Origin of the sequence: Nocardiopsis sp. NPDC006938, from assembly GCF_042869555.1 — a bacterium.
Taxonomy (GTDB): domain Bacteria; phylum Actinomycetota; class Actinomycetes; order Streptosporangiales; family Streptosporangiaceae; genus Nocardiopsis.
Genome location: NZ_JBIAGA010000007.1, coordinates 79,705 through 97,379, shown reverse-complemented (window position 1 = coordinate 97,379; position 17,675 = coordinate 79,705). Strand labels below are relative to the sequence as shown.

Genomic DNA, 17,675 nt, shown 5'->3' with positions numbered 1-17,675 from the left:
TACGCTGGCGGCCCACCCGCTCTCGTGAGGAGTCGCCCGATGACCACCCGGCAGGAAGAACCCGACGAGGAGCACCTCCGCTTCGCCCTCGCCCTGGACCCCGAACTGGTCGGTGAGGGGGCCTCCCACGTGTGGTCCCCGTACTCGGTCGGCGCCGTGCTCGGTCTGCTGGCCACTGGAGCCGGCGGGGACACCAGGAGGGAACTGGTGGATCTGGTCGCCTCCGTGACCGGCGACCCTCGGCACCACCTGGCGGTCCTGGACTCCGCCGTCACCGAAACGGGAGGGGTGGACCTGGCCGCCCTGAACGGCCTGTACGTCCCCGCCGGGCTGGCGCTGCGCGCGGACTTCGAGGAGCACGTCCGGGCCCGCCCCGGCGCCGAGGTGGACCGGGTCGACTTCCGGGGCGACGCCGAGGGCGTACGCGTCGATGTCAACGCCCGGGTCTCGGAGGTCACCCGGGGTCTGGTTCCCGAACTGCTGGCCCCCGGCACCGTCCACCCCGACGTGCGCATGCTGCTGGTCAACGCCCTGTGGGTGCGGATGGTGTGGGCCCACCCCTTCGACGTCGCCCTGACCCGTGAGCGCGACTTCCACGCACCCGACCGCACGCACCCGGTCCCCGCGATGGAGCGCACCGGACCCATGGACCACGCGGCCCACGCGGGTCTGCGCATGGTCACCCTGGAGGGGGAGCACGGGCTGGCCCTGGACGTGATCGTCCCGGACTCCCCCGGTAGGCGGCGTACGCCGCTGCCGACGCTCACCCCGAAGGTGCTGCGCGGGCTGTACCGGGCGCGTCGCAGGGAACAGGTGAGCCTGACCCTGCCCCGCTTCGCCGTGGAGACCGACACCGCGCTGCTGGACCCCCTCGCCGCCACCCCCTCCCGGGTGCGCACCCTGGCCACCGACGCGGCCGACTTCGGCGGGATCGGCGACGAACCCCTGAAGGTCGACGCCATCGTGCACCAGGCCGTGTTGAGCGTGGACGAGAAGGGGGCCGAGGGGGCGGCCGCCACCGCCGCCGTCATGCTCATGTCGGCGGCGGTGCCCCCGCCGCCTCTGGAGTTGCGCGTGGACCAGCCCTTCCTCTTCGTGCTGCGCCGCCGGGGGGCGCTCCTGTTCACGGGCCGGATCACCGACCCCGTGGACCCGGGCCCGGCACGGTGAGCGCCGCCGGGGTCAGCCGCCCAGGAGGAACGCGGCGGTGACCCCGGCGACGGCCTCGTGCGCCCGCTCGTAGTCCAGCTCCGGTTCGGCGTCACCCGACTGGGCGCCGTAGGCACCGAACTGGGCGTGGTTCATGCCCTCGACGACCTCGGTACGGGCGTCCTCGGGCAGGTGGGGTCTGTGCTCGGCGACCTCCTCCGGGGAAAGAATCCCGTCGCGGCCGCCCGCCACCGACAGCACCTCGAGGTCGTCGCGCTCGGCCAGGCCCGCGCTCTCGACGGCGTAGGTGGCCCACAGGACCAGCCCCCGCCACTCGGTGTCGCCGTTCCCCGAGCCCACGTGCAGGGCGGCGAAGGCTCCGCCCATGGAGTGGCCCCCCAGGTACCACTCGGTGACCTCCGGGGCGGACTTCACCGCGCTCTCGGCCCGAGCGGAGTCCAGCAGGGCGAGGTTGAGGCGCAGGTCCGGGATGACCACCGTGGCGCCGCTCTCGGCCACCACCGGCACCCAGGAGGCGACGTAGGCGTCGGCCTCGACCCGCGCGCCGGGGTAGAAGACCACCCCCGTTCCCGAGGCCTCTCCGGCCGGGGAGATCAGTACACCGTCGGAGAGCCTCTCGACGACCACGGCGGGGTCCCGCTCGGCCCGGGCCAGCGGCCCCGGTTCTGCCCGGTACGGGGTGAGCGCCCACACCGCGAAGGCCGTGAGCGCCACCAGGAGCAGGGCCACGAACACCGCCAGCGTCCACCACAGGACGCGAACGGACCGGCGGCCCCGCCCGCTCCGTTCCACCGTGCCGTCACCGCTCATGAGTCTCCCCCTCGTTCTCGCGCCGGACCGGGGGCCGAACGCGTACTCACCGTTCGAGGCACGCCGTCCGGCCTCACCGGGGGGCGCCCCCGTCCGCCATGGGACCATCGCACCGCGCACGCCTCCGTTCGGGGTCGCCCTACCGTCGACCGGTCATGGGAGCGTCACACCGCACGGCGTCCCCGGCCCCGCGACCCTCCCCGGTCCGCCCCGCCGGACGCACGCGTGCGCGGCGCGGTGGCCCACCGGCGACACCTCTACCAACACGCTCGCGGCTGACGCGCGCGGAGCGGTAGCGGCCGTCCGCGCCATCCGTGCCCGGGAAGCCAGACGGACGCGCGTGCGCGGAGCCGGACGGGACGCTGGCGCGCACCAGGTCGTAGGCGACGGACACACGCGTGCGCGGTGCCGGGTCAGGTCTCGAAGACCTCGAAGGAGGTGGCCAGGGGCACTCCCGCCCACTCCCCCGCGCGCTCGGCACCCTCCCGCAGGAAGGTGCGCTGGTCGAAGCCGTCCAGGTTGGCCAGGTACACCTCGTGCGCGTCCAGCGACGCGATGCCCGCGGCCAGGTCGTCCTCGCCGAGCTCCACGTAGTGGGTGGGGTCCGGAGCCGCCCCGAAGGCGACGAAGCGCACACCCCGCCAGGGCTCCAGCCCCTCAGCCAGCTGTTCGGGGAAGACCCACCGGTTGGCGGCGTCACGGACCGCGTCCAACAGGGCGGGCCCCAGCACCCGGTGGTCGGCGTGGTTGAACCCGACGCCCCCGCCGAAGCGCTCGCGGAAGTTGATGGAGACGATGACGTCGGGCCGGTGTCTGCGAATGACCCCGGCCAGCGCCGCGCGCAGCGGCAGCCCGTACTCCAGCGTGCCGTCCGGGAAGTCCAGGAACTCCACGGCGGCCGCGCCCACCGCCGCCGCCGAGGCCCGCTGCTCGGCCATCCGCAGGGGCGCGCAGGCCTCGGGGTCCAGGGTGTCGATCCCGGCCTCGCCCCTGGTCACGAGGGACTCCACGACCTCCCGGCCGCCCGCCGTCCAGCGGTGGATCGCGGAGGAGACCCCGAACTCCAGGTCGTCGGGATGGGCCACCACCGCCAGGGCGCGGCCCCAGTCCTCGGGCAACGGCCGGGGGGCGCTGTTCTTCGTCGTCTGAGCCATGTGACCCACACTACGGAACGGCGCGCCCCGGACTCGGTTGTCCACAGGCCGGGTGGTCCGGAACCTCAGGAAACGGAGGGCGGTCCGCCCGCCGAACCGTTGGGCGAACCACCCGCGTTGCCGTGCTGGGCGGCGTGCTGGGCCGCGCGCTGCTGGGCGGCGGCCGCCATCTGCTCCTGGATCTGCTTGGGAACCGTGATCTGGAGCAGTTCGCTGGGCGGAACAGGCTGGTCGCCGCGCACCACGACGATGTTGGCGAAGACCTGTTCGATCTCGGCCATCACCTCGGGCTTGCTCGCGCCCTCGCCCCGGATCACGCCGCGCAGCACCCAGCGGGGGCCGTCGACACCGATGAAGCGCACCCGCTGGCCCAGCTGTCGGCCGTCGTCGGTCTTCTTCCCCTTGATGGGGATGACCGCCTGGAGCTCGGGGCCGAAGGTACCGTCGTGGTCCTCGGCCTTGCCGCCCTGCTTGGTGACCTGCTCGCGCAGCTCCTCACGCATCTCCTCCCAGAGCCCGGAGGACTTGGGCGCGGCGAACGGCTGGACCTGGAGCGCGGTCTTGCCGCGCACCAGGGTGACCCCGATGATCTTCTGCTTGTTCTGCTTGTCCTGGGCGACGTTCACCTGGATCTCGGTGCCCTGCTCCATCGGCAGGAGCATGCTGCCCAGGTCCATCCGGCTGGCCTCGGGGGCGTCCTCGGTGGAGTCCCACGGCCCGGTCGCCCGGTACTGGTCGGCGTCCTTGGCGGGCTCCGCGGAGGCTCGCACCGGCTCGATCTCGTTGTCGAAGGAGACCTCGCCGGCGGCTCCCCGCCGCTTCGGCCGGGCCTGCTCCTCCGTGGCTCTCTCGGTCTCTTGGTCCCGCTTCTTGCGGCGGCGTCCAAACACGCCTTCACCTCTCCGCTTCTTCCGTAGGTCCCGGGATCACACCGGGGAGTCAGGGGACGTTCACCGCAGCGCGGCGTGGCCCCCGGTCGAACCGAAACCGCCCGCACCGCGCACCGAGTCGGGGAGCGTGTCCGTCTCGACGAACTCCGCCCGCTCCACGCGCTGGATCACCATCTGCGCGATCCGGTCGCCGCGCGCGATGGTGACCGGGGTGTCGGTGTCGGTGTTGAGCAGGGTCACCCTGATCTCCCCCCGGTATCCGGCGTCGACGGTACCGGGGGCGTTGACCACCGTGACCCCGTGCCGGGCGGCCAGCCCCGACCTGGGGTGGACGAAGGCCGCGTAGCCGTCGGGCAGGGCGATGGCCAGGCCGGTGGGGACGGTGGCGCGCCGCCCGGGTTCGAGCCGGACGTCGACCGCGGCGTACAGGTCCGCGCCCGCGTCACCCGGGTGGGCGTACGAGGGCAGGGGGAGGTCGGGGTCCAGACGGTGGACCGCGACGGTCATCCGCCCGTCCTCCAGGGATGAGGTACTCACATTCGCCGAGCCTATCGCTCCCGGGGCGCTGCCTTGGTGTCCAGCGTGCCGTAACGAGGGGGCGGGCCCGAACCGTGTTCGGGCCCGCCCCCGGGCCGGGTGTTCGCCGCGGACTACTCGGTGGTCGCGGCGAGGGTGACCGCCACGGTCAGCTCCGCGTCGTCGGTGGCCTCGAAGTCGACCCCGGTGGCTCGCCCGGCGGCCGCGATGTCACCGGAGGCGGCGCTGGCGGCCTCGGCCTGCTTGCCACGGACGCGGACGAGGTCGACCTCGGCGCGCATCGACAGCTTGGCCTCGGACTTGGCCTTGCGCACCGCCCGCAGGACCTCGGCGGTGGCGGCCAGCACGGCCGGGTCGCCGCCGGCGGCCGCGGTGCGGTACTCGGCGGCGTCGGGCCAGCGCTGCGCATGCACCGAACCCTCCTGCCACCAGCTCCAGACCTCGTCGGTGACGAACGGGACGAAGGGCGCGAACAGCTTGTGCAGCGCGCCCAGGGCGATGAGCAGCGCGGCGCGGGCGGAGGCGCCCTCGTCGGACTCGGCGTCGTAGGCCCGGGTCTTGACGAGCTCCAGGTAGTCGTCGCAGAAGTCCCAGAAGAAGCGCTCGGTGCGTTCCAGGGCACGGGTGTGGTCGTAGGACCGGAAGGCCGTGGTGGCCTCCTCGACCACGTCGGCCAGCGCGGCCAGCATGGCGCGGTCCAGGGGCTCGGTGACCCGCGCCGGATCGGTGGTGGAGTTCTCGCCGGCGACCGACATGACGAACTTGCTGGCGTTGAGGATCTTGATGGAGAGGCGGCGGCCGATCTTCATCTGGCCCTCGTCCAGGGCGGTGTCGGTGCCCAGACGGCCGCTGGCCGCCCAGTACCTGACCGCGTCGGAGCTGTACTTCTCCAGCAGCGCGACCGGGGTGACGACGTTGCCCTTGGACTTGGACATCTTCTTGCGGTCCGGGTCCAGAATCCAGCCGGAGATGCCGGTGGTGTTCCAGGGCAGGCTGTCGTTCTCGAAGTGGGCGCGCACCACGGTGGAGAACAGCCAGGTGCGGATGATGTCCTGGCCCTGCGGGCGGAAGTCCATCGGGAAGACCCGCTCGAACAGGTCCTGGTCGCGTTCCCAGCCGGAGGCGATCTGCGGGGAGAGCGAGGAGGTGGCCCAGGTGTCCATGACGTCCGGGTCGCCCATGAACCCGCCCGCGCGACCGCGCTGCTCCTCGGTGTACCCGGCGGGTGCCTGGGAGCTGGGGTCGACGGGCAGCTGGTCCTCGGAGGGCAGCAGCGGCGCGTCGTAGTCAGGGTTGCCGTCCGCGTCCAGCGGATACCAGACGGGGAACGGGACGCCGAAGAAGCGCTGGCGGCTGATCAGCCAGTCGCCGTTGAGCCCCTCCACCCAGTTCTCGTAACGCTGGCGCATGTGCTCGGGGTACCAGGTGAGCTCACGGCCGCGCCGGAGCAACTGGGCGCGCACGTCCTCGTCACGGCCGCCGTTGCGGATGTACCACTGGCGGGTGGTGACGATCTCCAGGGGCTTGTCGCCCTTTTCGTAGAACTTCACCGGGTGGGTGATGGGCTTGGGGTCCCCGACGAGGTCGCCGCTCTCCCGGAGCAGCTCCACGGTGCGCTCGCGGGCGGTGTGGACCGTGGCCCCGGCCAGGCGGGCGTAGGCCTCACGGGCGGCGTCGGACTCGATGCCCTTGGGCGGGTCGGCGATGACGCGGCCGTCCCAGCCGATGATGGGGCGGGTCTCCAGCTGGAGCTCGCGCCACCAGGTGACGTCGGTGGTGTCACCGAAGGTGCAGATCATCGCGATGCCGGACCCCTTCTCGGGGTCGGCGAGGTGGTGCGCCCGCACGGGGACCTCGACGCCGAAGACCGGGGTGGTCACGGTCGTGCCGAACAGGTCCGCGTACCGCTCGTCGTCGGGGTGGGCGACCAGGGCGACGCAGGCCGCCAGCAGCTCGGGGCGGGTGGTCTCGATGTGGACCGGGGTGCCGTCCGGCTTGTGGAACGCGACCTTGTGGTAGGCGCTGGGACGCTCGCGGTCCTCCAGTTCGGCCTGGGCCACGGCGGTGCGGAAGGTGACGTCCCACAGGGTGGGCGCCTCCGACATGTAGGCCTCGCCGCGGGCCAGGTTGCGCAGGAAGGCGCGCTGGGCGGCGGCGCGGGAGTTGCCGTCGATGGTGGCGTAGGTGTGCCGCCAGTCGACGCTCAGCCCCAGACGGCGCCAGATCGACTCGAAGACCTTCTCGTCCTCGACCGTGAGGATGTCGCACAGCTCGATGAAGTTCCGGCGCGAGATGGGGACCTGGCGCTTGGGGTCGGGCTTGTGCGGGGGCTGGAAGTCCGGGTCGTAGGGGACCGACGGGTCGCAGCGGACCCCGTAGTAGTTCTGGACGCGGCGCTCGGTGGGCAGACCGTTGTCGTCCCAGCCCATGGGGTAGAAGACGGCCTTGCCGTTCATCCGCTGGAAGCGGGCGACGGTGTCGGTGTGCGTGTAGGAGAACACGTGGCCGATGTGCAGCGATCCGGACACCGTGGGGGGCGGGGTGTCGATCGAGTAGACGTCCTCGCGGCTGCGCGTGCGGTCGAAGTGGTAGACGCCGGACTCATCCCATACGTCCACCCACTTCGCCTCGATACCGTCCAGCGAAGGCTTGTCGGGCATGCGGAAGGAATGAGAGCGGTTGGTCATGCGGGCAATATTAGCCCTCCGAGCACCCTGGTCGCTCCCGGTTTCCCCCCTCTGACAGGGAGAACGGCGCCGCCCCGGGGGGCCGCCGCCGATGCGGTCCGGGGGTCCGCGTGAAAGGATTCCCCAGCGGGCGCCACGCGTCCGCGCCCATCGTACGCACTAGGGAACGGTGAACGATTCACATGGCAAAGAAGGACGGTGAGGTCGCACCGGTCATCATCGGCATGGTCGCGGGTTTCGCGGCCGAGTTCGTCACACGCAAGGCCCTGACCTTCGCGTGGACGCGCGCCACCGGTGAGGAACCGCCCACGGACCTGGAGTCCCCGGACGTGAGCCTGGGCCGCGCCCTCGGCTGGGCCGTGGTGGCGGGTGTGGGCGTCGAGGTGGCCAGGGTGCTGGCCGTCCGCGCCGCCCGCAAGCAGCTGGTCGGCTCCGGCGGGCGGGGCCTGGAGGCCTGAGCACCGCCCCCGCCCGGGCGGCTCGCGACGACGGTGGACGGCCCACCACATGGGGGTGAGCCCCCACGTGCGGTCGGCCGTCCACCGTCGTGACCGCGAGCCACCGTCCCACGGTCGGACGGCTCCCGGGCCCTCACCCCTCAGCGTCCTCGGATACCGTGGGAATCGGACGGGAGACCGTCACCGTCGGTCAGGCGCACTCCTTGCAGACCAGCTGACCGGCGCGCTGCTCAGCGAGCTGACTGCGGTGGTGCACCAGGAAGCAGCGCGAGCAGGTGAACTCGTCCGCCTGGCGGGGAAGCACGCGCACCGCGAGCTCCTCGCCGGACAGGTCGGCACCGGGGAGCTCCATGCCCTCGGCCACCTCGTCGGGGTCGACGTCGATGGTGCCGGTGCCCTTGTCCACGCGCCGCGCCTGCAGCTCCTGGAGGCTGTCCTCGTTGATGTCCTCGTCAGTCTTGCGCGGGCTGTCGTAGTCGGTCGCCATCTCTGCTAACTCCATCCCCCTCGTTTAGTGCCTCGTCGCGCGGGTGTAACGCTTGAGAGACCTTCGTTGTGCCCGAATCGGCCGACGAGTTTTCCCGGTGTCGTCCGACCGTGCCCCCTCCCGGGCCACAGTCCACAGGTCAGCAGTACGTTCACGGGATCGTGACCGGAGGCGGCCAAGGTTGGGTGGCCCCTCTCGGGTCGTTTCCCCGGTACTACCCGACTCCGGGTGTCTCGTAGACCCGAAAACACGTTTGCGCCCACATGCCGGACCAGCCTGGAGCACTCCCCCGAGTACGGGCGAAAACCCAGACATGCCCACGTCAGGAGGGATTCCCTCCGTGTCCACGCCCGGGGAAGCATACCCACCGCAGGTCGACACTCGTGACAGGGGTGGGCGTGTCTTCGGACACGTATAGATACCACGAAGCGGGGCGGTGCGCAGCTCGGCCCCCGGGCCTAGCGACGCTCGGCGTTCTCCGTCCCGTTACCCGGAGGTACCGGCAGGCACACCGTGACGACCAGGCCGCCGCCCGCGCGGGGCCAAGCCGTCACCACCCCGGCATGGGCGCGCACCACCGACCGGACGATGGACAACCCCAGACCGGCGCTGCGCCCCGAACCCACCCGGTCGCCGGAACCGCGCCGGAAGGGCTCGAACAGTCCCTCGATCTCGTAGGCCGGGATCACCTTGCCGGAGTTCTCCACCTGGACGGCGGGCATCCCCTCGTACATGCCGCTGCGGACGGTGATCTCGCCCTCGTCGACGTTGTACTTGAGGGCGTTCTCGACCAGGTTCGCCACGAGGCGCTCCAGGAGCACGGGGTCGCCGACCACCGGCGCGGGGCGCAGGTCCTTGCGCAGCGAGAGCCCCGACCGGTCGATGTCGGCGGAGAGCTGGCTCAGGACGGTCACGGCGACCTCGCTCAGGTCGACCCTGGCCTTGGACTCCAGTTCGCGGTCGCTCTTGGCCAGGAACAGCAGGCCGTCGATGAGGCGCTCGTGGCGGGCGTTGGTCTCCAGGAGGGTCTGTCCGAGCGTCTTGAGGTCCGGTGAGACGTCCGGGGCGCTCAGGGCCACCTCCAGGAGGGTGCGGTTGATCGCCAGGGGCGTACGCAGCTCGTGGGAGGCGTTGGCGACGAACCGGCGCTGGCCGTCGAAGGCCCGGTCGAGGCGTTCGAGCATGCCGTCGAAGGTGTCGGCGAGCTCGCGGATCTCGTCGTCGGGCCCCGAGAGGGCGATGCGCTCGTGCAGGGAGCGTTCGGAGAGTCTGCGGGCGATGCGGGTGATCTTCTGGAGTGGTGACAGCGCACGGCCCGCCACGGCGTACCCCAGGGCCACGGCGAGCAGGCCCACGAGGAACAGGGCCAGCAGCGAGAACCGGGTGACGTGGGTGAGGACCTGCTCGATGTAGTGGCTGTTCTCGATCAGCTCGGCCGGGCTCTCCTCGGCGAGGAGCGCGTTGAGCAGGACCGCGACGACCAGGTAGTTCACCAGGACCAGTAGGGAGCCGGCGGCGAAGAACAGCATCCCGTAGATGAGCGTCAGGCGGGCCCGCAGGCTCAGGTTGTCGGTGAAGCGGTGGACCGTGGCGTGCACGGTCGTGCGGGCGGAGGAGCGTTCGGCCCCGTCACCGCTGGGGGCGACGGAGTTCAGACTGCGCCAGGTTCCGGTGTCGCCGGGGCGCGTCGGTTCGACCTGTCCCGGTTCCGGTCGCTCCCCCGGTCTCACAACCGGTACCCCGCCCCCGGGACGGTCTGGATGACCGGGGGGTCACCGAGCTTCTTGCGCAGGGTCATGACGGTGACCCGGACGACGTTGGTGAAGGGGTCGGCGTTCTCGTCCCACGCCTTCTCCAGCAGGCCCTCGGCGCTGACCACGGTCCCCTGGGCGCGCATGAGCACCTGGAGGACGGCGAACTCCTTGGGGGTGAGCGAGACCTCGCGGCCGTCGCGGTGCACCTGGTGGTTGGCGGGGTCCAGGCTGATGCCCTCCCGTTCCAGCACCGGCGGCAGCGGGGGCGCCGAACGCCGCCCCAGCGCGTGCACGCGGGCGATGAGCTCGGCGAAGGCGAAGGGTTTGGCCAGGTAGTCGTCGGCCCCGAGGGTGAGGCCCTCGACCTTGTCCTGGACGCCGTCGGAGGCGGTGAGCATCAGGATGCGGCCGTTGTAGCTGTCGTTGACCAGGGAGCGGGCGACGTCGTCGCCGTGCGCTCCGGGGAGGTCGCGGTCCAGGACCACGACGTCGTAGTCGTTGACCGAGGTGTACTCCAGAGCGGTGTCACCGTCGTAGACGACGTCGACCGCCATGGACTCCCGCCGCAGTCCGACGGCCACGGCGTCGGCCAGGACCCGTTCGTCTTCGACCACGAGTACGCGCAACGTTGTCCTTCTAGAGCGTCGGTGTCTGGAAACAAAAAGGGGGCCGCTGCCGGCGCATCCCCCAACACACCGGCAGCGGCGTTCTTGGTCCCGGCCGCGTCAACCGTTCTCTCACAGTGGAGGTAAGGAGACGGTAAACCCGTGGGTTCGCTCGGTCTCCTCGCCCCCGTGTGGCACGGGCGCTGGGCCGGGAGCCTCGCGGCTCCCCCTGTGCACGGGGCGGCCGCCGCCGGCGAATCCCCCAACCGTCGGCGACGGCTCAACCCCGCACATCTCAAATCTGACACATCAAGAATAAGAAACAAGTAAGCACCAGGCCCGCTCGGAAAATGTGTCTTGTGACACCCCTGACCATCGCTTGACGCGTGTCCGCGGCCGGACGGCCCCAGGGCCATCCGGCCGCAGCGGGACCACCGCGCCGCGAGCCGCCCCCTTCCGGGAGCCCGGCGGACCGCCCCGGGATCACGGAACCGTCACACGAGGGGGGCCGGGGTTTGACGTGGGTCACAGTGCGGTAGAGGTAGAAGGCGACGCGCGGACACCGGGGGCCACCCCGGACCGCGACGTACACGCGTGTCACAGGGTCGTGACGTCTTCTACTCGTGCGGGCGCCGCGTCGCGCGCACACGGATTCCACCGGGACACCACCCCGTCCCGGTGCCTACCCCTGGAAGAGGTGCAATGGGCGAGTTCATGGCGGAGATCAGGGTCCGGATCAGCGAGACCTACCGGTCGCTCGAATCAGCGCGTGACGCAGGAGACGAGTTCCTCGCCGACACCCATGCGTCGGAGCTGGAGGACCTCTACCGCATCGCGGCCCGCAACGGCGTCGACACCCACTCCTGAGCGGAGCGGCCGACGTCGTCCCCGCCCCTGACGGGGCCGGGGCCGACGACCCCCGGCCGGGGCGCGCCACCTCCTCGTGAGGGCGTGCGACCCCGCGCCGCCCGTGCCCCGGACCCCACGGCGTCCGGGGCACTCGTGTGCGGGTCAGCCGTCGGTGTCGGCTCCCAGCGGCGCCAGGAGTGCGTCGAGCTCCTCGTACAGACCGGGGCGGGCCGCGATCACCAGGTCGTTGCTGGGCGGTCCGGCGCGCAGCCCGCCCACCCGCAGCCCGGCCTCGCTGGCGACCAGACCGGGCGCGGCCCAGTCCCACAGGTGCAGACCGCGCTCGTAGTAGGCGTCGCAGCGGCCCGTGGCCAGACCCGTGATGTCGACGGCCGCGGAACCCACCCGCCGGATGTCCCGGACCCGGGGCACCACCTCGGTGAGCACCCTGGCCTGCTGGAGGCGGCGTTCGGGGAAGTACCCGAAGCCGGTGGCGACCAGCGCCCGGTCCAGCGGGACCGCGTCGGGCGCGCACAGGGTGCGGCCGTCGAGGCGCGACCCGCCGCCCAGGACGGCGTCGAACATGTTCCCGTGGGCGGGCAGGTGGACGGCGGAGGCCACGACCACGCCGTCGATCTCCGCGGCGATGGCCACGCCCCAGTCGGGCCCACCGTAGAGGTAGTTGACGGTGCCGTCGATGGGGTCCACGACCCAGCGCACCCCGCTGGTGCCCTCGACGCCGCCGCCCTCCTCGCCCAGGACGGCGTCGCACGGGCGGGCGGCGAGCAGCCGGTTCCTGACGAGGTCCTCGGTGGCGCGGTCCATCTCGGTGACGACGTCGGTGGGGCTGGACTTGGTGTCCAGGACGGTGATGCCCTCCTGCCCCTTGGCCGCGAGCGCTCCGGCCTCCGCCGCCACGGCGACGGCGAGGTCGCGCAGCTTCTCCGGGTCGTGGGGGGAGTGGATGGTGGTCACGGGTGCCCTTCCGCTCGTGGCCCCCGGGTCCGTCGTGCCCGGAGTACCCGCCCGAACTCTATGCGCCGCCCCACGGGTCGGCGGTGGCCGGGAAGCGGCCGAGGGAGGGCCCCGGCGGATGCCAGGGCCCTCCCAGGGATGTGCCACGCGGGCCGTCGCGGGGGACGGCCCCACCAGGGGATCGGATCTAGATGTGCTCGGGCCTGATCCACTCCTTGCCGTGGACGTGGTGGTCCAGGAAGGCGAAGATCGTCTCGTACCAGATCTGGGCGTTGCCCGGGCTGAGAATCCAGTGGTTCTCGTCGGGGAAGTACAGGAACTTCGCGTCCACCTCGTGCAGGAGGAGGTCGCGCCACAGCCGCAGGCCCTCGCCGATCGGCACCCGGTAGTCCTTGTCACCGTGGATGACCAGCATCGGCGTACGGATCTTGTCCGCGTGCAGGTGCGGTGAGTTCAACCGGTAGCGCTCCGGCTGGGCCAGCGGGGTGCCGAACTCCCGCTCCCACACCGGCGGGTAGTCGGTGGTGCCGCTGAACCCGTCCAGCTGCCACAGGGAGGCGTGCGACACGATCGCCTTGAACCGGTCGGTGTGCCCGGCGATCCAGTTGGCCATGTAGCCGCCGAAGGAGCCGCCCATCATGGCGGTGTGCTCGGCGTCGATGTCGTCCCGGGCCTCGGCGGCGTCCGTGATGGCCATGACGTCGGCGTGGGTGCGCGGACCCCACTGGCCCCAGGCACGGCGGAGCATGTCCTGGCCGTAGCCGGTGGACAGCGCGGGGTCCGGGAGCAGGACCGCGTAGCCCCGGGCCGCCAGAATCCACGGGTTCCAGCGCCAGGACCAGCCGTTGAAGCTCATGTACGGGCCACCGTGCACCCACAGCATGAGCGGGGCGGGCGATGCGGCCGAGGCCTGCTCGGGCAGCACCAGCCAGGAGCGGACGCGGGTGCCGTCGTCGGCGGTGGTCTCGATCTCCGTGAGCGTGCCCGGCATGGTCAGCTCGGAGCCGGGCGTGCGCAGGTACACGGGCTGGCCGTCGGCCGTCTCGGCCTCCAGCCGGACCGGTGCGGGCGGGGCGTCCCAGGCGTCGCGCAGGGCGTAGACGTGGCGACCGTCCGGGGAGGGGTTGAGCGCGCTGTAGGCGCCGTGGTCGCCGGTGAGACGGGTGAGTTCACCGGTGGCCACGTCCACGCGGAAGAGCGGGCGCCGACCGTTCTGGTCGGCCACGAAGAAGACCGCGCGGGAGTCGGCCGACCACGCGTAGTCCCGGGGCCAGAGCTCGTGCCCGGGCAGCAGGTCGCGGCCCTCGCCGGTGGCGAGGTCGGTGATCCACAGCGTGGCGTCGCGGGGCTCGCCGTCGTAGCTGCCCTCGGTCCTGGCCTGTGTCAGGACGCTGGCACCGTCGGGTGAGGCCAGCGGCCCGGAGAACTCGTGCTCGGAGTCGGCCGAGCCCGCGACGGTGCGGCGCTCGCCGGAGGCGGTGTCGATCGCGACGACCTCGTCCCTGCTCGCCCCGCCGGAGGTGGGCACCGCCCAGCCGATGAGCAGGGTGGACCCGTCGGGGGTGAGCGCGGGGGCGGAGCCGAGCAGGGCCAGGCCGGTGTCGGAGGTGAGGTCGCGGGGCTCGCCGAGGCGGGCGTCGTCGTTCTCGGGCGGGGTGGCGGTGAAGACGCGGGGCAGGTCGGGGCCGATGTCGCTGTCCCAGGAGCGGACCGGGAGCGCCTCATGGAGGATGGCGGTGATCCCGGCTTCCTCACGGGCCTTGCGGGCCTCGGTGTCGGCCTCGGTGTCCGCCGAACGCGGCAGGACGTTGCTGGTGAAGGCGACAAGCCCGGAGTCGCGGGCCACGGTGAAGGAGCCGACGCCACCGGGGCGGGAGGCGACCTGGCGGGCCTCTCCGCCGTGGGCGGGCAGCAGCCACAGGGCGGACTTGGGCTTCTCCCCCGGCTCGGCCTCGGGGTCGTCCCGGCCGGTCGTGAAGAGTACGGAGCCGTCGGGGAGGAACCCGGCGCTGGACTCGCCCTTGGTGGAGCGGGTCAGGCGCCGGGGAGCGCTCCCTCCCTCGGCCTCGGGGGCGACGTCGATCTCCCACAGGGCGCTGCGGAAGGACTTGGCGTCGGGGGCCAGGTCGCTCACGGGCGCGACGAGCCGGGTGCCGTCCGGAGACAGGCGCAGACCGTTCACGCGGCGCAGGCGGACGTATTCTGGAAGTTCGTACCAGGAACGGACCAAGACAGTTACTCCCGAAAAGGTCGACTTGTGGTCTGAGCCGACTCTATCGCTCCCGGTGACCTGAATCACCCCACTTCAAGGGCGGTCAACATTGTTGACTCGGGGGCGCGGCGGAGGCGTCCCGCTGACGCGTGGGCACGGGTGGTCAGTCGAGCGCCACCGCGCTGCCGCCCACCGCACTGCCGCCCAGCGCGGCCAGGATGTGGCGCAGGCTGTTGCCGACGTGCTCCGACGCGGCCCGCGCGGCCTCCTCCTCCGCCCCCGCGCGCACGGCGGCGCAGATCCGGGCGTGCTCACCGGCGCTGAGCGCCATGCGGCCCGGTGTGCGACGGGCGATCCGGCGCAACCGCCGCAGGTGCTGGCGGACCGAGGCGAGGGAGTCCGAGAGGTGGGGGTTGGCCGCCCCCTGGGAGACCTCGGCGTCCAACCGCGAGGTCAGGGCGTAGTACCCGGTGTCGTCGACCGCGCCCGCGCCCGCGTCGAACCGGTCCCGCCACTCCAGGAAGTCCGCCTCCAGCGCATCGAACACCGAGCGTTCGTCGGCTCGGGCGCACAGCCGGACGGCGTAGGACTCCAGCGCGTCGCGCAGTTGGAACCGGTGCGCGACGTCCCCGAGGGCGATCTCGCTGACGAAGGCCCCGCGGCCCGGGCTGATCCGCACCAGACCGTCCCGGTCGAGCCGGTGCAGGGCCTCACGCAGGGGCGTCCTGGACACGCCCAGGCGGGCGGCGATCCGGGTCTCGTTCAGGTGCGTTCCGGGTGCCAGCTCCCACTCCACGATCTCCTCGCGCAACCGCTCGTACACCAGATCGCCCTGTTTCACCGCGCTCCCTCCGTAGGCGGTACCGGTCGGTCCGCCACCCCTCGACCCCGCCGCTTGACATCCCGGACCCGGCGGTCCAGGCTCGTCCAGGATTGTATACAAGCAGTATCCAGGGTGTGTGCGACGTCGCCGTCGTACCCGCCCCGACGTCGACTGGAGAGGGGCCCGCGCATGAGGGCGACCACACGGCTGCGCGCACTGGTCGAGGGCGACGGCACACACGTCGCCCCCGGAGTGTTCGACGGACTCACCGCTCGACTGGCCGAACGAGGCGGAGCCGAGCTGGTCTACGCCAGCGGCGGCGCGATCGCTCGGGGCCACGGGGTGCCCGACATCGGCCTCCTGGGGGTCACGGAGGTCGCCGACCGGTTGGCGCAGATCACGGCGGTGACGTCGCTCCCGGTCATCGCCGACGCCGACACCGGCTTCGGCAACGCCGTGAACGCGGTGCGCACGGTGGGCCTGTTCGAGCGCGCGGGCGTGGCCGGGCTGCACCTGGAGGACCAGACCTTCCCCAAGCGCTGCGGGCACCTGGACGACAAGTCCCTGGTACCCACCGGCGAGATGGTGGGCAAGCTCCGAGCGGTACTGGACGCGCGCACCGACCCGGACCTGGTGGTGATCGCCCGCACGGACGCGATCGCCGCTGAGGGGGTGGACGCGGCGCTGGAGCGTTCACACGCCTATCTGGAGGCCGGTGCCGACGTCGTGTTCGTCGAGGCGCCCGAGACCGTGGAGCAGATCGAACTGATCGCCCGCGAGATCCCCGGACCCAAGCTGATCAACATGTTCCACGGCGGGAAGACCCCGGTCGTGCCCCGGGCACGGCTGGCGGAGCTCGGCTACCGGCTCGTCATCATCCCCTCCGACCTCCAGCGGGCGGTGATCAGGGCCTGCGAGGACGTGCTGGCGGCGATCGTCCGCGACGGCGACAGCTCGGCCGTGGCGGACTCCCTGGCCACGTTCGCCGAACGCGAGGAGATCGTCCGGACCACGGACTACCTCGCGCTCGGCACCTGAGCTCGTCCCGCTCACGTGCGCCGCGGCCGGAGGCACCGTCGCGGGGCACGGGAGCGGGACGGCAGGGTCAGCGCTGCTTGCAGCACTGACCGCCCGCCTCGGCGCAGTGCGGCAGCGAGGTCAGCCGCCGCTCCCCGGTCCGGTCGGTGTACTCGCGCACCAGCTCGGTCACCATCGACACGAACGACGGGTGGGTGCCGGGGCTGAGCGCCCGCTCGTAGCCAAGACCCAGCTTGGCGGCGGTGTCGCGGGCCTCCACGTCGAGGTCGAACTTGACCTCCATGTGGTCGGAGACGAACCCGTGCGGGACGACCACGACGGCGGGGACCCCCTCGGCGGCCAGCTCCTCCATGCGGTCGTTGACGTCGGGCTCCAGCCAGGGCTGGCTCGGCGGTCCGCTGCGGCTCTGGTAGACGAGCTCGTAGGGGTAGGGGCGGTCCAGGCGCTCCACCACCAGGCGGGCCACCTCGGCGAGCTGCGCGCCGTAGGCGCCCGCCGGGCCGAACTCCTGGTCCGGTCCGCCGCTGGCCTCGGCCATCGCCGTGGGGATGGAGTGCGCGGAGAACAGCAGGCGCACACCCTCGCGCTGGTCGTCGGGGAGTCGCTCCAGAGACTCCTGGGTGTGCCGCGCCAACGGCTCGACGAACCCGGGGTGGTCGTAGAAGGGGCGGATCAGGTCGATCTCGGGGGCGCCCTCACCGAGCGCGGCACGGGCGCGCTCGATGTCCTCGTGGTAGGCGGTCCGGCTGGACCAGTTGCAGTAGGCGGAGGTGGGCAGCGCCAGCACGCGGCGCACGCCGTCCTGGCGCATCCGCTCCAGGGTGTCGGCGAGCATCGGCTCCCAGAACCGGTTGCCCCAGTACACCGGCAGCTCGATGCCGTTGGTCCGGAAGTCGGCGGTGACCGCGGCGAGCAGGTCCCGGCACTGCTGGTTGATCGGGCTCACTCCCCCGAAGAGGAAGTAGTGCTCACCGACCTCCGCCAACCGCTCGCGGGGGATGTTGCGCCCGCGGGTGACGTTCTCCAGGAACGGGATGACCTCGTCCTCGCCCTCAGGGCCGCCGAAGGAGATCAGCAGAAACGCGTCGTAAGGCCTCATGCACCTCATGAAACCAGCTCTCCGTACCCTCCCGGAGCCGCCCCGGCCCGAGTGACGGGACTTTCGCGCCTTCCGTGACCAGGGACACTCCCGGTCTGGTCACACAAGTGACCGCTGGGTAATGTCA

The 17,675-nt window shown here is 71.9% G+C and carries 16 protein-coding genes; 4 read left to right on the top strand and 12 right to left on the bottom strand.

The features are described 5' to 3' along the window. Positions 1-39: 39 nt before the first annotated feature. On the top strand, positions 40-1,170 hold the full coding sequence (locus ACFYL4_RS13240; protein WP_387518491.1) for a serpin family protein: 1,131 nt from the start codon (positions 40-42) through the stop codon (positions 1,168-1,170). Positions 1,171-1,182: 12 nt separating this feature from the next. Here ACFYL4_RS13240 and ACFYL4_RS13235 read toward each other — a convergent pair whose 3' ends face one another. From ACFYL4_RS13235 to valS, 5 genes are all read right to left on the bottom strand, one after another. Further along, positions 1,183-1,980 carry an alpha/beta hydrolase gene (locus ACFYL4_RS13235; protein ID WP_387518490.1) on the bottom strand — a complete coding sequence of 266 codons (798 nt, stop codon included), beginning with the start codon at positions 1,978-1,980 and terminating at the stop codon, positions 1,183-1,185. A gap of 413 nt (positions 1,981-2,393) precedes the next feature. Beyond that, positions 2,394-3,134 carry a PIG-L deacetylase family protein gene (locus ACFYL4_RS13230; protein ID WP_387518489.1) on the bottom strand — a complete coding sequence of 247 codons (741 nt, stop codon included), beginning with the start codon at positions 3,132-3,134 and terminating at the stop codon, positions 2,394-2,396. A gap of 65 nt (positions 3,135-3,199) precedes the next feature. Beyond that, complete coding sequence (locus ACFYL4_RS13225) at positions 3,200-4,024, bottom strand: DUF3710 domain-containing protein (RefSeq protein WP_357761525.1); 825 nt, start codon at positions 4,022-4,024, stop codon at positions 3,200-3,202. Positions 4,025-4,084: 60 nt separating this feature from the next. Beyond that, entirely contained in the window at positions 4,085-4,531 is a 447-nt protein-coding gene (dut, locus tag ACFYL4_RS13220) for a dUTP diphosphatase (RefSeq protein WP_387518625.1), read from the bottom strand. A gap of 143 nt (positions 4,532-4,674) precedes the next feature. Then, on the bottom strand, positions 4,675-7,248 hold the full coding sequence (gene valS / locus ACFYL4_RS13215) for a valine--tRNA ligase (protein WP_387518488.1): 2,574 nt from the start codon (positions 7,246-7,248) through the stop codon (positions 4,675-4,677). Positions 7,249-7,430: 182 nt separating this feature from the next. On the opposite strand from valS, the gene ACFYL4_RS13210 reads away from it, so the two are divergent. Further along, the gene (locus ACFYL4_RS13210) at positions 7,431-7,706 is read left to right on the top strand and encodes a DUF4235 domain-containing protein (RefSeq protein ID WP_387518487.1); all 276 of its coding nucleotides are present in this window, start codon (positions 7,431-7,433) and stop codon (positions 7,704-7,706) included. Between the two features lie 190 nt (positions 7,707-7,896). On the opposite strand, the gene ACFYL4_RS13205 is transcribed toward ACFYL4_RS13210, so the two are convergent. The 3 genes from ACFYL4_RS13205 to ACFYL4_RS13195 form a co-directional block, all read right to left on the bottom strand. Then, on the bottom strand, positions 7,897-8,193 hold the full coding sequence (locus ACFYL4_RS13205) for a DUF4193 domain-containing protein (protein ID WP_013153901.1): 297 nt from the start codon (positions 8,191-8,193) through the stop codon (positions 7,897-7,899). A gap of 458 nt (positions 8,194-8,651) precedes the next feature. Beyond that, entirely contained in the window at positions 8,652-9,923 is a 1,272-nt protein-coding gene (locus ACFYL4_RS13200) for an ATP-binding protein (protein WP_357761534.1), read from the bottom strand. Beyond that, a complete protein-coding gene (locus ACFYL4_RS13195) occupies positions 9,920-10,573 on the bottom strand; it encodes a response regulator transcription factor (RefSeq protein ID WP_357761537.1) in 654 nt (217 codons plus the stop codon). The genes ACFYL4_RS13200 and ACFYL4_RS13195 overlap by 4 nt, the downstream gene beginning before the upstream one ends. A 681-nt stretch (positions 10,574-11,254) precedes the next feature. Here ACFYL4_RS13195 and ACFYL4_RS13190 point away from each other — a divergent pair. Further along, on the top strand, positions 11,255-11,419 hold the full coding sequence (locus tag ACFYL4_RS13190) for a hypothetical protein (protein WP_357761540.1): 165 nt from the start codon (positions 11,255-11,257) through the stop codon (positions 11,417-11,419). A 144-nt stretch (positions 11,420-11,563) separates the two neighbouring features. Here the strand turns inward: ACFYL4_RS13190 and ACFYL4_RS13185 are convergent, their stop codons facing one another. The 3 genes from ACFYL4_RS13185 to ACFYL4_RS13175 all read right to left on the bottom strand — a co-directional run bounded on the left by ACFYL4_RS13185 (position 11,564) and on the right by ACFYL4_RS13175 (position 15,429). Further along, the gene (locus ACFYL4_RS13185) at positions 11,564-12,376 is read right to left on the bottom strand and encodes an inositol monophosphatase family protein (RefSeq protein ID WP_357761542.1); all 813 of its coding nucleotides are present in this window, start codon (positions 12,374-12,376) and stop codon (positions 11,564-11,566) included. A 187-nt stretch (positions 12,377-12,563) separates the two neighbouring features. Continuing rightward, positions 12,564-14,606: a S9 family peptidase gene (locus tag ACFYL4_RS13180; RefSeq protein ID WP_387518485.1), complete on the bottom strand. Its 2,043-nt coding sequence runs from the start codon at positions 14,604-14,606 to the stop codon at positions 12,564-12,566. Positions 14,607-14,751: 145 nt separating this feature from the next. Further along, positions 14,752-15,429, bottom strand: a complete 678-nt coding sequence (locus ACFYL4_RS13175) for a GntR family transcriptional regulator (protein ID WP_387518484.1) — start codon at positions 15,427-15,429, stop codon at positions 14,752-14,754. A gap of 171 nt (positions 15,430-15,600) precedes the next feature. Here ACFYL4_RS13175 and ACFYL4_RS13170 point away from each other — a divergent pair, with 171 nt between their 5' ends. Continuing rightward, positions 15,601-16,449 (top strand): oxaloacetate decarboxylase, encoded by an 849-nt coding sequence (locus ACFYL4_RS13170; RefSeq protein ID WP_357761551.1) that lies wholly within the window; start codon positions 15,601-15,603, stop codon positions 16,447-16,449. 67 nt (positions 16,450-16,516) lie between these two features. Here ACFYL4_RS13170 and ACFYL4_RS13165 read toward each other — a convergent pair whose 3' ends face one another. Further along, complete coding sequence (locus tag ACFYL4_RS13165; protein WP_387518482.1) at positions 16,517-17,548, bottom strand: ferrochelatase; 1,032 nt, start codon at positions 17,546-17,548, stop codon at positions 16,517-16,519. Between the last annotated feature and the right edge of the window lie 127 nt (positions 17,549-17,675).